Below are 16,211 nucleotides of genomic sequence, written 5' to 3'. Positions count from 1 at the left end.
GTTACTCTTCTCTTCATTGCAGTAGTCTATTGATTTATTAAATTACTACTGAAGTGAACCACTTTTAAAATACAATTAACATCAATTCTTTAACACGCTAGCACTACCACACCGCATTATCTAACTCACTTTGCGTCCAAGGATAAGGGACCACTGAAATCTCTTCTCCAGTTTCAGGATGAATCACACTTGCGACAGTAGTGAAAGTATTATTCCGACGGGTCGCACCTATCTTCCAGTAAAAGTAACCTTCACTATCCGCTATGACTTTGTAGCCCGAACCCGCATAACCATCTAAGTATGCAATACTAACTTCCGCATAAGGATAGGTGTACCCCTCAATATCCCCCACCTCTCGATAGTAACGTTCTAAGGTTAATAGACCAGATGGATGTTCTAAGGCCGTCGGAATATAGCCATACATAGGTATGTCAGTTAGTGCCCCGCCACTCGGTCCTAAATTCGAAACTGTTAGGATAGACGAAGGCAAAATTTGATTAACCTCTCTATCGATGATAAATTCAAAGTAACCTTGGTCATTGGTGCCCACAGTGTGATAATAACTTGACTGATCGTCATGATAAGGACTATTCAGTAACCATTCAATCGACACATCAGAGTTGGGATCTGCATAGCCCGATATAATCGCTTCAGATAAATAGATGGGTTCTACTAAGAGTTTACCAGATTGAGCATGGTGCGACATCAAAAGCCAAGTTACATCGGGAATTTCCGGGCGCATACGTGGCGTCGTTCTATGCCAATCAGCCGGTAGCCAGTCTACGGTACCTGTACTAATATCACTAATCGACTCTGGGATTGCTCGGGTTTCGTTCTGCTCTGTATCAAGCACGTATTCTGGTTCTGAATCACCATTTAGATTACCATGCACATCTTCAACGGCATACTCAAAGGAAACACCATAGTAATCACTAAAATTGAATCTTGATTGGACAAGCTCTATTGAATCTGTTTCCTCAGGTCCTGATTTATACATCATCTCTTTAGTTTCTGGATTATATTGAAAGGAATCCATTTGCGAGAAGTGCTTAATATATGAAGGTATTACAGAGTAAGCATAAATCCCTTCAAAATTGTCGTACACAACATCTAAGTAGCTAGAGACTTCATAAGCAGATCCGGTCACCAATGCTATCTGTTGAATCGCTTCATAACGTTCCGGTTCCCTAGACTGTATTTCTAATAAGCTACGTACTTTTGATAACCAAATCCCTTTTACAGTGTCTTTCTCTTCGAGATTTTTATAATCTTCTATAACTCCCCATTGAATTGCCTCTGTATTTGTTTGATAGTAATAGCCTAATAGTCTTAAGTAGTTTAAAACCTCACGTTCTTCTTCTGTTAATTCGGCCACTAAGTTCTCAAAAATAAATGTATGCGAGATAACGTCCATATCCACGATTTCATTTAGAACCATTAGATCGTAAACTTTCTCATACATCGCTTGAATAATCGGATGATATTGCGTATTATCGCTTAAATCTAACGTTCGCATCGCTGCTAATTCATTAATCGATACGCTATTGTAAGCATCCACACTTGCAATCAGATCTTGCCATGGTAAAGAAAGATCGTATCTGAACATATAGGTATCTTCGAGTGCCTTCTGCCCTCCGATATCATCCAATGGATTTTCTCCATACCCTTGAGAGATTAAGTCATTCGCAAGTTCGATTAGATAAGAATCTAACGCATATTTAGCCTTTGCATTCAGTTTTATTCCTAGTACTCTCCCTTTATCAAATGAACGTTGGGGGATAGAGTAAATAGTATCAGCTCCATAACTTTCAAGCTCAAATTTTACATTGCCTTCCATCTCAGCGATTAATAATTCTAATTCCGAATTGGGTACTTGAGGAGTCAAATTACCTGATACCATTATTTCAAGTAAATCCTCCCTTTCACTAGTATTATTTGCTCCGATTGGCTCTGCATTATCTTCCGTTGAATTAAATAACGATTGATAATTATTAGCGACTGAAACGCCATAAATTGTTGTAAAATCATACGTGTCTGAAATTTTTTCCATCGCATTAGAGTCGTATTGATTAATACTATAGAGTTGGTTAGTTTCAGAGTCAATCGCCTTTACAATCGATATTGAACCAATTTTATGATCATCATCAATACCTTTAATATTAAAACCGTATAATGGTAAGTTTCCGTAAGATTCATTTCTACTTCCATTTAAGTTTTCAAATGGATCGTAATGATAGACTTCTACTCCATAGCCAGTTGCATTCGCCACTCTTTGCTTCAAATCATATTCCACAGGTTGATTGACACGTCTCTGCTCATGTTCCCAAGCCAATTGAGTCCATTCTTCAACTTTTGTTAATGTTGGTTCTACACCTATCACCGCTACTCTCTCTGACTCAACCGCTACAGCATGGTAATAGATATAAGCTCGTAGACGATTTAACGCCGTTAATTCTTGGTCTGTAAACTGAGGTGACATCGCTTCAATAACAAAAGTATGCCCTAACAAAGCATCTAAACTTATCCAACTATCCTCTTGAATACTATCAAAATAATAATCAAACATCGCCGGAATAATTGGATGATAGGTATTTTCATTGCGATATTCCGCTGGATTTTCTAAACTAAGTAATTCTTCATGACTCCAATTTAAATCAAGATTAGATATTATGCTAATCCATTTTCCATCAAATTGACTAAAGTTATGATCATTCAGAACTCTTACGGCATCCTCTTGGTTGGCGAATTGAGTACCTGCATAGTTGATACCAAATGCAACTAGATGGTCTAAATGATGTTGAGCATAATTTATTCCGTAATCTTCACACAATTTAATCACAATTGATAAGATATCGTCTTCCGTAATCTTAGTATTGTCCATTAGAAACTCACTAATTCTTAGTTTAAAATCTCGGACAAATCGATTAGATAAATCATCATTCAAATTAAATTCTGTTTTTATCCAAATAACAATCTGAATTTCATCTTCTGCAACTTCAATATCATCTTGTTCTAATTGATAGCCCATGTCATCTAACATAGCATAAACACCTGCTAAGGCACCTTCACCAGTAACTGAACGAATCGCCGCAATTTTTATTGTCATATCCTTGGCACCTGCTGTCAAGGCTGCATTCTCAAACGTTGCTTTCGAGATCAGTTCAATGTTAGTTGGAGTCACAATTTCAACCCTCAAGCCTTCTCCTGCCTTCAGTGGTTCGATCATAGCGCTCGAAACTACTGACGTATTAATATCTGACCCATCATTTAGATACCGATGAATGACCAATCCATCCACCGAAAGGATATTGCTTGAATCTACATCCTCAGCTCCAAGTAATTGAATGGTCTGTCTTTTTTGCGAACTATCAAGATTCGTTCCAATAGCTGCCATTTTTCTTATTTCAGGTGTTTTTGATTCGTCATTGGAAGTTTGGGGATTCCCTAATATTATATTCTGAATACTTGTCAAAATTCCTGAATTCATCCCTATTAAAATAAAAACGCTAACTATTATTAAAGCTAATAACCGTTTAAACCATTTCAATATAATCATTCCTTCTCATAAAGTGTCATGTAAGTTGTCACTTCATCGTTCTTTTCATTTTACTCACTACTTAATCAGTTAAATCTTTCCACAATAAATGCCATATAACTTCAGTACATTTACTTTTAACTCATTCCATTTACTCAAAGTATCTAGCTTCTATTAAAACCCGAAAAAACCTTATAAAACGATACAAATTGTTCGATTACATTAATACTACTAAATAAGCTTGATAAGAAGTTGGCAAAGTCCTGAACTTTCTCTGGCACACTCTTTCCCTTGGCGTTTCCCATAACTTTTCGGCAATCACTATTCCCACAAAGACTGAATGAATTATGTAAAAATTGTGGGAAGTAAATTTATCTATACTGTATTTCTTTTCTAAAATACAAGCGCTCATTAGTAAATGGTATGCTTACAAAAGCTGATACTTCATCTGTAAGCTCAAATTTAACAAGACTCTCTAATGCATTGATCGTTGCGACAATTTCTTGAGAATCATAGAAAGTGTTCTCATCAATAGTTGAGACGAGCATAACAAGTTCTTTGAATTCATCGAGAGATATCTTGATACCTAAACCACCGTCAACTTCATAAACATTATCGATAATCTCTTGTATATAACTCTCAAGTTCTTTTAATGAACTTAATTGTGAATTGGTCGCATAACCAAGTTCACTTTTAACCGCCTTGAATAAGTCATTATTATACTGATTTAGCAATGCTTTCTTTTCCTTCGTCGTCTTTGAATTCCAATCGATTGTTAAATTCATTTTATACTCATCGTAAGAGTCTTCTATAATAGTTCCATCAGCATAATAACTAGTAGAAAACCCATAAGTTATATCTCCTATATATTCTGATATTAACCTGTCATTCAATTCAAATGAGATTGCTTCAAGCTTAACTTGTTGACTATTTGGGTTATTAGTAGTAAGCATCTCTCCTTCTAAAATCATTTTATTATTTAACTCATAAAGTTCCATATAGTCATAGGCTTCAGGAATCACCTCAGCCGAATAACGATTTTCATCAATCGTCACATTGATTGAAAAAGGATAATCTTCTGTTTGTACGGTACGCCAGACTTCTGGTTCATTTGACGAGTTATTCCAAATGAAAAAGATTAAACTCCCCAATAATAAGACAACGGCTAGCAGAATTAACACTATCTTCTTATTATTTCGCCGGTGGTTTTTCTTTAAGTCACTCACATCATTTTCAGTACCATGGGGTGATGACTTAAGAGGTGTTAACTTAGCTTTGTCAGTCACTTCGATAGAACTATCCTTTTCTTCAAGTGTTTCTTCTGATTCTAACTTTGAAGGACTTAGTTGTCCTTCACTAGTGTTCTCATCTCCATTAGTAATATTGCTAGCTGAGCCTACAGAAATTGCTTGACCACAATCTATACAAAACCGTGCATCTTTTAAATATTTCGCACCGCAATTCGAACAGTATGTCATATTCTCTCTCCTATTTCTTTTCTTTTATTATCTTGCCTGTGTCTTTGTTAAGTAAATAAGCTTTACCATTAGTCTCTTGAATATATACGGAATCTTCATCCGCAAAAGCATATAATGCATTCTCTGAAAGAATATCCCCATCCTTATTTAAAACATAGAAGCCTTTATTTTTGTAAATATAAACAATGTCATTCACCTCAAATTGGACAAAATGTCCAATCAATTGAGTTTCAGGTAAGAAAATCTCTTCTAAACGGCTATTGAAGAAAACGTGTTCTCCCCGATTATTTGTGATTGTTCCGACATTAGTTCCATTAATAAATGAGAAATACGAGTCATTCATTTCATAAGGAATTTGAACAGATTCTCTTGTTTCAAGATCAATATAACCGAAGCCACTGTAGTCTGAAAATGCTAACCAATTATTATTATTAACTCTGTGATAATCATTTATTTTATCTCCTTGAAAATGTGTTTCCCCTTCAGCGGTATAAATAATATATTGTTGGCTGTTATCCTCTAAATAACTGGGATAAAGATACTTCCCATTTTCAGATGCGCTGAAATTAGTTGTATAAGGTACTCTTAATATACTTTCACCATTAATATTGAAAACTGTTGTTTCTCCCCAATAGTTTGTTGCACTAATAAATACGTCATTGTCTGTATGAGCTACTACGGGAGGTGTATCGGTATCTATTTCTATAATCGTTTGCCCTGAACGATTAATTAAACGATACATGTCCTCATATTCCCATTCTTTAACGATAAAATGCTCATTATCCACTACTGATAAGTAGTGATACTTAACTGGTATAATGATCTCCCCTGAATCCGTAATTACTCCTGACGCAATACGTTCTGTTCCATTATTGTGCGATCTGCTGTAATCGTTCAATACTGTCACATCATTTCCTTCAAATGGAAGAATCACCCCTACTGTTTCAAATAAAACGTCTCCTGTTGTATTTATCAAAAAATACTTATCATCATTGCTAGCGGTATGTACGCCGTTAATAGAGCTTGATACACCGTAACTTGATTCAGGTCCTGATATACCAAACGGACTGCTATTTATAGTGTTAAAACCTTCAGAAATTATTTCCCCTTGATGATTAACTAACCAAAACAAATAGTTTTGATCTCTAACAACCGCAACACCATACTCATTAAATCGTGAAACGTAAGAAACCGGCCCCGTAAATCCTATTACTTCAGCACCAACATCTTGAGCAACGACTTCTAAATCCTCATTTAGAATGTTTAAACCAAAAGCATCTTGATAAGGATAAGCAATTACCTGCTTTGGAACTTTCTGTTTAAAACCAATGGTTGATAGAGCATCGCTTTGCCAAGCCCAAAAGCCTGCCCCCAGCAAAACAATAAGGAACATGGTGAATATCCCTTTATGCTTATGGTTATTTTTTATTGGCTTGTTTATTCTTGAAGCTGCTTCTTTCTCTTTTGGTTCTATGGGCACGCCACAATAAGGACAATATTTGCCTTTAACTTCTATTAACTGATGACATTCATGACATTTCATTGTATTCTCCTCTATTCAAATAAGTTATATATTTATAACACTTTTATTGTGATGACTTATTTCCCTTTGAACATTTTAAATAATGAGCATAATAGTAATAATATAATTGAACCTAAAATCATCTGACTACCTAAGCCTAATTCTGTTGAGACTGATCCATAATCGTTGTTGTAACGAATAAATAGATTTGAATCGATTGCCAGATAAATTAAATAGGTCATACCGCCACCCATGATGACGCTAATAATAAATTGGATAAAGCCACTAAATTTAGAGCGTAAAAAACTCAATACGGCGAAAACAACTGGTAAATAGTAAGCAATGATAGTAAAAATCATTTGATAAAACTCTGATTGACCAGAATTATCAAATAATGCACCGTAACCCAAAGCAACAATAACTTCTGACATAGTGAAGGTTGTTTGTTGGTAGGAATTCCACAAAACGGAGGCATTGACATCAAATAAAGAGTAATTATTTATCCCGCTATAATATATAAATAGTGCTAATGCAGTCAAAAGAATCCACATGATAAAAGAAAGAGTTGAGGTCTTATCCGATGCATGAATCAACGCGCTAGTATTTCCTTCACTCGATTCAACTTGTTGTTGTTTGATTTGCTGTGTTTTTCTAGCTTGAGCTTGCAATCTCCTTCTACGACGAAGCGATCCGGTATCATTCGCCAATTGAGCAGAAGATAGTTGATTTTTTTCATCTAATATTGCTTGATCAACTGATGGTAATTTGTGTGCTTTACTCACACCAAGGGAACTTTGTTGGTAATTATCTTTAATATTCTCCACTTGAGTGTGTGCTTTGGTTTTAACCGAATGGTAAAGCTCCCGTGTCTCTTCACTAATCTGTTGGGTGTAACTATCTAACTCCTTTAACTTTTCTGGCACCATGATGACTTGATGAATAAACCACGTTTCAATTTTTTGGTTCAATTCAAGTGATTGGCTTGTTTTATAATTCGCAAACAAGTAAGCCCCTAGCAAACTCAGTGACAGTAGTAACCAGCCTGTTTGAGTTGAAAATGAAATGGTAATAAATAATAGCATGGTCAATATAAACACTAAGTAAAAATTATGCTGTAATAAATTTATGAGGTTTAAAATTTTCTGGTAATCAAAATCTGCTACTTTATGGCTGTTTTCAGCCGGTTTCACTGCTTCTAATTCAATTTCCTCAATCACTTGACCACAATTAGGACAACCTCCTTGAATCCCTTTTAATGAAAAACCACATTGCGTACAAAAGTTCATAACCATCGTCTCCTTATTTATATTAGGACTTCCGTCTATATTTGTTCAAGTATTCTTTATGCGGACAAAATAGCCCTTTGCCACTCCTTAAACAAGAACTAACCTTTTTTATTATACTTAAGATTCTCTTAATACATTACTTTTCATTGCATAAACGCACAATATGAGTCTCTAATACAAAACAAGGATTTTAAATAGATTCCAGGAAAAACAAAAGAGTGTCCTCTATTTAATTTTTTTATCACCCTTAAAATTATCTTTCCACACAACATAATCACCTGAAGTAAATTATTTTTAACTTTTCCTCTATAACCTGAACTCCGTGAATTTCAAAGTATACAAGGGTGAAGGAGTGAAGGGATGAAATCATAACAATTAGTGGACTTGCCTACCAAACGCATCACAAAAAAATCGGTCCTAATGGCACTAAATATGTGTATTATACCGTTCGTAGCTACCGCAATACTCATGGGAAACCGACATCCGATAAAAAAATCATTGGTAAATTAGATAAAGCAACCGGTCAGCTTATCCCGAACAAAAATTACTTTGACCTATTCCCACCTGAATCCCCGAAATCTGTAACGAGAACTCCTTTGTGAAAGTTAGATCATGCTCGATTCTTTGACTAAGCGGACAGACACAATGTTCACACGCATAGCTGCATTAGGCTAACGTTTTTCATTTTCATCACTCCTCCAGTCTTCCTGAATAATATTCTTTTGGAAACAACATAGTTTGGTATTCTCCGATGTCAATAATCCATATTTTTCTTTCAGTAATTTCTTTGGATGACAACAAGAACACTCTTACCTGACTGAATTCCGGCACCTCTTGTCTATGAACAACGGTTAACTTATGATTCTCTGCCTTTAATTGCATATAGCGTTCGTCTAGAACCAAAAAATCGCGATTCCCTGTACCAGGTGAATCGCGATTTTTTGTACCAGCTTAGTCGGTATTCGCTGTACCAGTTTTCATCCGTAATGAATCTCCATAAATATAAATATGGTATGAATTTGAAATAGCACGATCAAGAATGGCATCCGCAATCGCAACACCTCCTAACTTTTTATGCCATTCGCCAGTCTCCATTTGAGAAGAAAGAATAAGAGAACGATGTCTACTCCTTAACTCAAAAAACTCCATGAGATATTTTGGTTCATGTTCGGTTGTTGGCGTTAATAAAAAATCATCGATCACCAACACATCTAGTTTAGCTAATTTCTTTAGGTATTGGGGTAATCGATCGTTCATATCCGCTTCAGATAGTTCAGAAAGTAAATCGTACAGTCTGATATAACGTGCCGTATAACCCTCTTCAATCACATAACGACATAAGGCATTGGTTAGATAGGATTTCCCGGTACCTGTAGCCCCTTGAATAATAACGTTTCGATTGTTGGTAATGAACTGACACGTCGATAATTGATGGATGGTTTCTTTGTTTATTCAATGGCACTCCAACCCAAAATACTCCCCCACAATCCCATTTAACTGGCCTTTAATCCCACTAAACTCCTGCTCTAAATCCAACGACCTAACACCAATACGATTACCGTCCATATTGAACGAGTGATTAATATCCTTTGTTTCATCTGTCTTAGCATATAGGAGCAACCCAGAAACATTACCTGTTCTATTAATATCTTCATTCTTCACATAAGAATAAATCTGATATAGATTATTTGATTTATATTTATCTGACTCTGAAAGTATTGCACCATAGAATTTTGTATCGATAATGAGTGATTGTTCTTGGTAAGCCAATTTAATATCTGTTTTCATCTGTGGCAGAAACGACAGCCCCGTATTAAAATCTTCTGCAACTAAATTCCATCTGACATGAGGAGCATGTACCCTTAAATTCGGATAGTGATACTTGTAATACTCAAGCACAAAGCGTTCGAAAAGCATCTCGATATTCTCATCGGAAAAAGTTGGGGTTTTGTACACGCCCACTTCAGTAGAGAGAAGTAAACCATCAATGATAAATTTACATAGGTTAATCAACATTTGATACGTCTGATTATTTCTTTGGAACTGAAGTTTCTGCCACTTAATCTGACGAGGATCCACTTGACTAATGTTCCCAAAATATAACATCAGCTTTCTTATTCTAGCCTTCTTTTCTTTCTTAACAGAAGACTCTTTTAATAAGAGAACCATCGTGATTTTTAAAATTTGATTGAAAGTATTATCTTCCGAGAGTTCATCAAATTCACAAACTAAAAGCTGCTTACGCTGCATTTTATTCGTGAGTGAATCTCGCAGATTAACTTTGCCCCTGATCGTTGCTAGGTTTTCGTATTTATCTATGTATTCTTTATATAGTCCCTGCTTCAATTGCTTATTCAAACCTTTAATTAAAATCTCCGCGAAAAGATCGTAAATATTCTCAAACGATTCACTTTCAACTTCTTCATAATTGGTCTGCTGTAATACTTTAAAGGCATAACTTAGCATATAATAAATATTTTTAATAAATGAGTTTTTATGTTTTAGCATTTAAAACACCCTTGAAATTACTTACCCAAGAATTAACTTTATCTTCTTCATCAAACCAGTACTCTTTCAACATCGGCAGAATATCATACGTTACAATCAACTCCATCCAGCTGTCTGTGCATTCTTCTTGCCCCGTGAAATAACTATGACCAATACAGAAGCCTTTGCCTAAAGTTGGATCAGCACTAATTTCAAGGTTGAGAGATTTGGTGTATTCTATCAGTTTATTAAAAGTCTCATTGTTTAAAGTGGCTTGATAAGTCTGAAAACCCTCTGAATCAAAACTAGGTTCCATCTCATAGAAACTAAAGCGACGACGTAAGGCATAATCAATCATAGCCAGACTTCGATCAGCCGTGTTCATCATGCCGATGATGTATAAATTTTCTGGCACACTGAACGAATCTTTAGTATAAGTAAGTGTGATGTCATTTCCTCGATAATCATTTTCAATCAACATCAATAGTTCTCCAAAAACCTTACTCATATTCCCTCGATTTATCTCATCAATGATGAAAAAATAATCCTGATCAGGAGAAGCTGATGCCTTGCGACAAAAGTTAACGAATATTCCATCTTGTAATTCAAACCCATTCTCTTTGGGTTTATACCCCATGATGAAATCTTCATACGAGTAGTTTTGATGAAATTGGATCATTTCAATACGGGTCTCGTCTTTTTCACCCATCATTGACCAAGCTAATCGTTTAGCAGCAAAAGTCTTTCCTACCCCTGGAGCACCTTGAAGGATGATATTCTTCTTATTGATTAGCAAAGCTTCTAAAGTATCGTATGCTTCCTCTGAAAGGTACACTTCCTTCAAAAAATCTAATTTTTCATATTTTTCATTTGAATTATCCACTATTGAATCTAATGCATATAGTTTCACTTCTGTTAAATCTACACTATTTAAAGCCTCTTTTAGTTCATTTCTTAATTCCCAATAAAAGAATCCTTCATCTTCTTTGCTAGCGATAGAGCCTGTAAATAAAATCCGCCACCACCTTTTTGTGCCATCTTCTTCATAGACTTTGCATTGCGTCGCTTTATGAATCCTTTGCGCTAAAGCAGAAGCGCCTCTATTATAAAAATTCACGGTGTCACCATATATACTAGATAATTGTGTGCAGGTTGCTTTGCCGCCATAATCTTTAAGACGCTTCATGATTTCAAGACTTTGTGTATTAAAAACTGCTTGATCATTCAATAAACTTTGCCAGTTCTCAACGGATAAACCGGGTGAATATTTATTCTCATCTCTTATTCGTAATGTATCCTCCCAAGCTAAACGAGATATTTCTGGAAACGTTAAATCGGGTATTTTAGCTTTAATTTCATTTAGTAATTGAAGATAACCTTCACCTGTAACATTCTTATCTGGCACCGCTATGTTGAATTGGGTTGGGATATAGCTCATATTTGTACTATCTAAATTGATAAAGTAATTAGGTCTAATCCAATATAATCCCATTGTAATGGTTCCAAGTCCATTCCCTGGTGCAGCTACAGCTGCTTCAAATCCTTCTTTAAAACGATCAGTTCCAACATTAGTTTTTGAATACTTCATAGCTTCTATAAATAAATCCCATAATATACTACCGTTGTCTCCAAAGATAGAAGACATATTAAAAAGAACTGGAACTCCAGCAAAATCATTAGGCACTGGAACATTAATATCAAAAGTTTCCGCATAAATATTTGCTATTTTAATTCTGTTTTTATCTGTGATTCCTCGATTAAAAGCACCCATAATGGTAAATGGATCAATCTCATAATTTTTCGTTTCCCACCAATCATCTCGTTCAAAATGAAGATAGTTTAATAAAGGATAATCCTGAGATAGTTCAATCATGATAGTGTGTAGTTCTTTGCGTTTATCTTTATACTCTAAAAGTTTATCTGCTAGTGTCTCGTAGAATTCAATCCATTGATAATCTTTGTTCATGTAAAAGCTCCTTTAATATATAAAAATATTCTTTAAAATGTCATCCTAATGTCAATTGTAGTAACCGTATACACCATTATTATAACATGAAGTACTAGTTATGGAGTGCTTCCTCAAAGAAGAGATATGATATTTAAACACTCAAAAGAAAACCGCTATTGAAGTGGTGCTTCTTAATTATGGGCTGTTGGCTGGTTTGAGTTCGGAATTATACTAGACATAGCCAAACTTTAAGAACTAAAATGGTCAAACCGATTAATTTACACAGAATTTCTTTATATCAGTGCTTCAGATTTTTTATTTCCACTAAACAGTAACTGCTATTGTATTTACATCATCATTACAGCAGCATATTATCAGAATGAATAAGGAGGTGATTAAAATGGAAACAAAACAAAAAAAGCGGTCATACAAGTTCGAATAGACGAAACAGTTAAGAGACGAGCTGTTGCCGCTTTAAATAACCTTGGAATGGACGCGAGTACCGCTATTAACGTTTTTTTTAGACAAATCATTGCAGAAAACGGTCTTCCATTTCAACCAAAACAAGCCAAATTCAATGCCGAAACCTTTGCAGCCATTAAGGAATCTGACAACATGGTCAAAAATGGAACTAGCGAACTCTATACTTCTGTTGACGAAATGTTTAAAGAAGTTTTAGGAGAATAGAGGTTATGTTAGAAATGAAGCTGACAAGCAAATTTAAAAAGGTCCTTAAACGACTAAAAAAAACGGAATGCCAACCTAGAAAAACTAAAAATAGTTATGCAAATGATTGTTGATGAAGTACCCTTACCTGAAGAAGAATACCGCGCTCATATATTCGATCCGACAAAAGACTATCTCGATTGTTGGGAGTGCGATATTTCTGGACGCAATAGCGACTGGCTGTTTATTTACAAATATTATCCTTCACAAAATCTTGTTTCATTTATCCCAACTGGGACACATGCCGATGTATTCTGATATTGGATTGTCAACACTAAATCAAACAAATATTATAAGGTCTGTAATCGGTATTCCACAGGGCTTTTATAACCAAGCGTTCCGTGGATTCTGATATTATTAAACCAATTTACATAATCATTTAATTCAAGTCCTAGATGATCAAGGCTGCTAAAACATGCACCGTTTGTGAATTCCGTTTTCACGACCTTAAACATCGCTTCGGCCACTGCGTTGTCGTAAGGGCATCCTTTCATACTCAACGAGCGTTGAATGTGGTTTTCCGCTTTCATAAAGTCGTACTACTTGGCTTTTAAATTCTGGTGTAAACGTTCTGCGTACTCTTTTTTCAGTCATGGTAGATTCTCTCTGTTTCAAGTTCTTTTATTTCATTCTGCTAGACCTTAATTTTACTGTCTAACTTAGTGTAGCCTATTCATTTACTATTTGCGTCTGATTAAGGCTCTTATTTTGACATTTCTATTTAGAATGATTATAATTAAGCTACAAACAATTAAAGGAGCGATGCAACAATGTCATTAGATTTACACGATTATGGTAAAGATCCCTTTGTCATTAATATTGAAGAAGCTACCTTACAAAACGATCAATTTAGAGTGGCTCTGTGGACTGGGTCAGAATTACAAGTGACTCTGATGTCCATTCCGGTGGGTGGCGATATCGGCGGTGAAATCCATACCAAAGAAGATCAATTCTTACGTCTAGAACAAGGTCAAGGACGTGTGGTTATGGGGACGAGCGAAGAGGACATTACTTTCGAGAAAGATATAGCTGACGATGATGTCATTTTAATCCCTAAAGGCGTGTATCATAATGTGATAAATACCGGTGACCAGCCAATGAAACTTTATTCCATTTATGGTCCAGCGCATCATGCACACGGTACGGTTCATGCGACCCAAGCTATTGCTGAGGCAGAAGAAGAACATGAACACGACCATTAAGTCGTATTAAATAACCTAACATCAGGAGAGTAGGAGAGATTTCAAGTCAGCTCCTTCCTCCTGTTTTTTTCTATTTCCCTTAAACATATTCCCATTTACTCCCTATTTAGTTTTACTATTAAGTACTAAATGGAAACAATTGTACTGCTGCTCAAATAGAGGATAACAATGTGGACAATTCCTAGCCAATTGGGCTGTTAATAGATCAAAGTACAAATTTTGCTAAAGTCTAAAACTTGGTTGTGTACTGAGAAACCTCACGCAACATCAGAGGCAATATTATTAAAGCTAAAAATCATTATAATCTAAAACGAAAAAGCCCACTCTAAACCTTGTCTGACAAAGTTTAGCGGTAAAAGGTAACTTCTAAGTATCCCAAATTAAACATTACTCGCCGTTCATTCGCACTAGGATGGGAAGCTGAGGAATTTATCCGTATGTTTAGCTTTCATGAGCTGTGAAACCAGAGGTCTTAGGACACTAGGATTATGCGAATCAAAATGATGATGAACATCATTTTAATTTCATAGGCATGAAAGAAAAAGACTTCCTATTCCTTATATTTGGAACAAATCGATGTGACTGTCTTGCGATTAATCCCTAGCTCTCTTGCGATATGCCGATAAGATTCTCCTTTACGATAGCGTGAGATAACTTCAAAGTGTTTCATTCTACTAATCACTCCTCTTACCTCCATCCATATTTAGTATGTATGGTAAGCATAAAAATAAGTGGTCCCATTTTCAACGGCAATTCGTCGAATTATGGGCCACTTTTAAGATACAATAAACAACAATACGAAGATTACGATTATCAAGCAACATTAAAGGAACTTCGAACTTATGAAGTGATTGAAGATGTGGCGAATTTAGAAAGTGAAATCGGTGTCATCTACCGCAGTCATTACAATCGTCAGGTCATTGATGCAGAACTTGATAAAAAACAAATTAGTTATACACCACTCGTTTCGGTCAAGCCTCATGTTTTTATTAGATGAATTGTAAAATTAAATGCGACAACAAAGAAACTCATAATAGATTCGTGTAAGATGTTAATAACCACAAAAACATACACACGGAGGTCTATTATGAGTCATACATATCTTACCATAGAAGAACGGTCAAAAATAGAAGTGCTTGTTCAAGAAGGTTATAAAATTAACCATATTGCGAACTTGTTAGGTCGTCATCGTTCAACTATTTATCGTGAACTTAATCGTTGTTCGACTCCATCCTATGTTGCGAAAGCTTCTCAAGCAGATGCGAATCAACTTGCTTCTCACAAAGGCAGAAAAGCAAAACATACACCCAAGTTGCTTGAGGATATTCAACATAAACTAGAAATGACCTGGTCACCCGAACAGATTGTGGGTCGAGATTATCAAGAGAAACTATCCTTTAAAACAATCTATAACTGGATTTATGAAGGCATCTTAAACGTTCCCTTACAAGTACTAAGACACAAAGGTAAAGGTCGCCAACCTCAAGAAACACGTGGTAAGTTCAATATTGGTCGCTCGATCTCCAAACGACCTAAGTCAGTTAGAAACAGACAAGAGTTTGGACATTGGGAATTGGATACAATGGTTTCTTCACGCGGAAAGAGTAAAGGTTGTTTAGCGACCTTCGCAGAGCGTAAAAGTCGTTTATACCTTGCTTTTCTGATACCTAACCGCACTAAAGACGCTATGCACAATGCAATTGAGCAGTTAACAAGTAATCTGCCTGATCACGCCTTAAAATCATTTACTTCCGATCGCGGGAAAGAATTCGCTTGCTATCCAGAAGTAGAGGCATCAGGCATTGATTTCTACTTTGCGGATGCCTATAGCGCTTGGCAAAGAGGGACAAACGAAAATTCGAATGGCTTAATGCGCGAATTCTTTCCGAAGAAAACTGATTTAGCTAAAGTGAGTGAAACTGAATTATTCACGGCTTTATGGCTAATGAATAATCGACCAAGAAAATGTCTGAATTATCAAACACCTTTAGAAAAATTCATGCACGAAACTTCATTAATTGAGTAAA

At 35.7% G+C, this 16,211-nt stretch carries 13 protein-coding genes and 2 pseudogenes; 5 read left to right on the top strand and 10 right to left on the bottom strand.

The features are described 5' to 3' along the window. Positions 1 to 103 precede the first annotated feature (103 nt). The 8 genes from GF867_RS12770 to GF867_RS12735 all read right to left on the bottom strand — a co-directional run bounded on the left by GF867_RS12770 (position 104) and on the right by GF867_RS12735 (position 12,274). The gene (locus GF867_RS12770) at positions 104 to 3,547 is read right to left on the bottom strand and encodes a DUF1002 domain-containing protein (RefSeq protein WP_172974035.1); all 3,444 of its coding nucleotides are present in this window, start codon (positions 3,545 to 3,547) and stop codon (positions 104 to 106) included. Between the two features lie 359 nt (positions 3,548 to 3,906). Continuing rightward, entirely contained in the window at positions 3,907 to 5,013 is a 1,107-nt protein-coding gene (locus GF867_RS12765; protein WP_153833478.1) for a zinc ribbon domain-containing protein, read from the bottom strand. A gap of 10 nt (positions 5,014 to 5,023) precedes the next feature. Continuing rightward, on the bottom strand, positions 5,024 to 6,556 hold the full coding sequence (locus tag GF867_RS12760) for a hypothetical protein (RefSeq protein WP_153833477.1): 1,533 nt from the start codon (positions 6,554 to 6,556) through the stop codon (positions 5,024 to 5,026). 56 nt (positions 6,557 to 6,612) lie between these two features. Further along, positions 6,613 to 7,821 (bottom strand): zinc ribbon domain-containing protein, encoded by a 1,209-nt coding sequence (locus GF867_RS12755; RefSeq protein ID WP_153833476.1) that lies wholly within the window; start codon positions 7,819 to 7,821, stop codon positions 6,613 to 6,615. 690 nt (positions 7,822 to 8,511) lie between these two features. Beyond that, the gene (locus GF867_RS14445) at positions 8,512 to 8,703 is read right to left on the bottom strand and encodes a DUF960 family protein (protein WP_366927840.1); all 192 of its coding nucleotides are present in this window, start codon (positions 8,701 to 8,703) and stop codon (positions 8,512 to 8,514) included. 69 nt (positions 8,704 to 8,772) lie between these two features. Next, a complete protein-coding gene (locus GF867_RS12745; protein ID WP_366927839.1) occupies positions 8,773 to 9,258 on the bottom strand; it encodes an ATP-binding protein in 486 nt (161 codons plus the stop codon). Between the two features lie 15 nt (positions 9,259 to 9,273). After that, on the bottom strand, positions 9,274 to 10,329 hold the full coding sequence (gene mcrC, locus GF867_RS12740; RefSeq protein ID WP_153833473.1) for a 5-methylcytosine-specific restriction endonuclease system specificity protein McrC: 1,056 nt from the start codon (positions 10,327 to 10,329) through the stop codon (positions 9,274 to 9,276). Beyond that, positions 10,316 to 12,274 carry an AAA family ATPase gene (locus tag GF867_RS12735; protein ID WP_153833472.1) on the bottom strand — a complete coding sequence of 653 codons (1,959 nt, stop codon included), beginning with the start codon at positions 12,272 to 12,274 and terminating at the stop codon, positions 10,316 to 10,318. Before GF867_RS12735 ends, mcrC begins: the two co-directional genes overlap by 14 nt. Before the next feature lie 408 nt (positions 12,275 to 12,682). On the opposite strand from GF867_RS12735, the gene GF867_RS12730 reads away from it, so the two are divergent. Both GF867_RS12730 and GF867_RS14440 read left to right on the top strand, forming a co-directional pair. Then, positions 12,683 to 12,943, top strand: coding sequence for a type II toxin-antitoxin system RelB/DinJ family antitoxin (locus tag GF867_RS12730; protein WP_366927838.1), 261 nt, complete (start codon positions 12,683 to 12,685; stop codon positions 12,941 to 12,943). A 69-nt stretch (positions 12,944 to 13,012) separates the two neighbouring features. Then, positions 13,013 to 13,240: pseudogene (locus GF867_RS14440) on the top strand (type II toxin-antitoxin system mRNA interferase toxin, RelE/StbE family); the annotation flags it as partial. 32 nt (positions 13,241 to 13,272) lie between these two features. On the opposite strand, the pseudogene GF867_RS12720 reads toward GF867_RS14440, so the two are convergent. After that, positions 13,273 to 13,494, bottom strand: a pseudogene (locus tag GF867_RS12720) (IS3 family transposase); the annotation flags it as partial. Between the two features lie 258 nt (positions 13,495 to 13,752). Here GF867_RS12720 and GF867_RS12715 point away from each other — a divergent pair. Continuing rightward, on the top strand, positions 13,753 to 14,184 hold the full coding sequence (locus tag GF867_RS12715) for a cupin domain-containing protein (protein WP_153833468.1): 432 nt from the start codon (positions 13,753 to 13,755) through the stop codon (positions 14,182 to 14,184). A gap of 550 nt (positions 14,185 to 14,734) precedes the next feature. Here the strand turns inward: GF867_RS12715 and GF867_RS12710 are convergent. Beyond that, the gene (locus GF867_RS12710; protein WP_172974034.1) at positions 14,735 to 14,854 is read right to left on the bottom strand and encodes a helix-turn-helix domain-containing protein; all 120 of its coding nucleotides are present in this window, start codon (positions 14,852 to 14,854) and stop codon (positions 14,735 to 14,737) included. A gap of 42 nt (positions 14,855 to 14,896) precedes the next feature. Here GF867_RS12710 and GF867_RS12705 point away from each other — a divergent pair, with 42 nt between their 5' ends. Together GF867_RS12705 and GF867_RS12700 are read left to right on the top strand one after the other, a co-directional pair. Continuing rightward, entirely contained in the window at positions 14,897 to 15,181 is a 285-nt protein-coding gene (locus tag GF867_RS12705) for a hypothetical protein (protein WP_153833466.1), read from the top strand. A 90-nt stretch (positions 15,182 to 15,271) separates the two neighbouring features. Next, on the top strand, positions 15,272 to 16,210 hold the full coding sequence (locus tag GF867_RS12700; protein ID WP_153831415.1) for an IS30 family transposase: 939 nt from the start codon (positions 15,272 to 15,274) through the stop codon (positions 16,208 to 16,210). Position 16,211 lies beyond the last annotated feature (1 nt).

The sequence above is a fragment of the Fundicoccus ignavus genome, from assembly GCF_009659375.1.
In the GTDB taxonomy this organism is placed as follows: Bacteria; Bacillota; Bacilli; order Lactobacillales; family Aerococcaceae; genus Fundicoccus; species Fundicoccus ignavus.
The sequence above is the reverse complement of the archived record's forward strand: the minus strand, read 5'-3'. Positions and strand labels throughout refer to the sequence as shown.

Bases quoted from the DNA above. Each gene is read 5' to 3' on its own strand.
- GF867_RS12765 (WP_153833478.1), bottom strand. From the start codon at position 5,013: ATGACATACTGTTCGAATTGCGGTGCGAAATATTTAAAAGATGCACGG.
- GF867_RS12760 (WP_153833477.1), bottom strand. From the start codon at position 6,556: ATGAAATGTCATGAATGTCATCAGTTAATAGAAGTTAAAGGCAAATAT.
- GF867_RS12755 (WP_153833476.1), bottom strand. From the start codon at position 7,821: ATGAACTTTTGTACGCAATGTGGTTTTTCATTAAAAGGGATTCAAGGA.
- GF867_RS14445 (WP_366927840.1), bottom strand. From the start codon at position 8,703: ATGCAATTAAAGGCAGAGAATCATAAGTTAACCGTTGTTCATAGACAA.
- mcrC (WP_153833473.1), bottom strand. From the start codon at position 10,329: ATGCTAAAACATAAAAACTCATTTATTAAAAATATTTATTATATGCTA.
- GF867_RS12735 (WP_153833472.1), bottom strand. From the start codon at position 12,274: ATGAACAAAGATTATCAATGGATTGAATTCTACGAGACACTAGCAGAT.
- GF867_RS12715 (WP_153833468.1), top strand. From the start codon at position 13,753: ATGTCATTAGATTTACACGATTATGGTAAAGATCCCTTTGTCATTAAT.
- GF867_RS12710 (WP_172974034.1), bottom strand. From the start codon at position 14,854: ATGAAACACTTTGAAGTTATCTCACGCTATCGTAAAGGAGAATCTTAT.
- GF867_RS12705 (WP_153833466.1), top strand. From the start codon at position 14,897: ATGGTAAGCATAAAAATAAGTGGTCCCATTTTCAACGGCAATTCGTCG.
- GF867_RS12700 (WP_153831415.1), top strand. From the start codon at position 15,272: ATGAGTCATACATATCTTACCATAGAAGAACGGTCAAAAATAGAAGTG.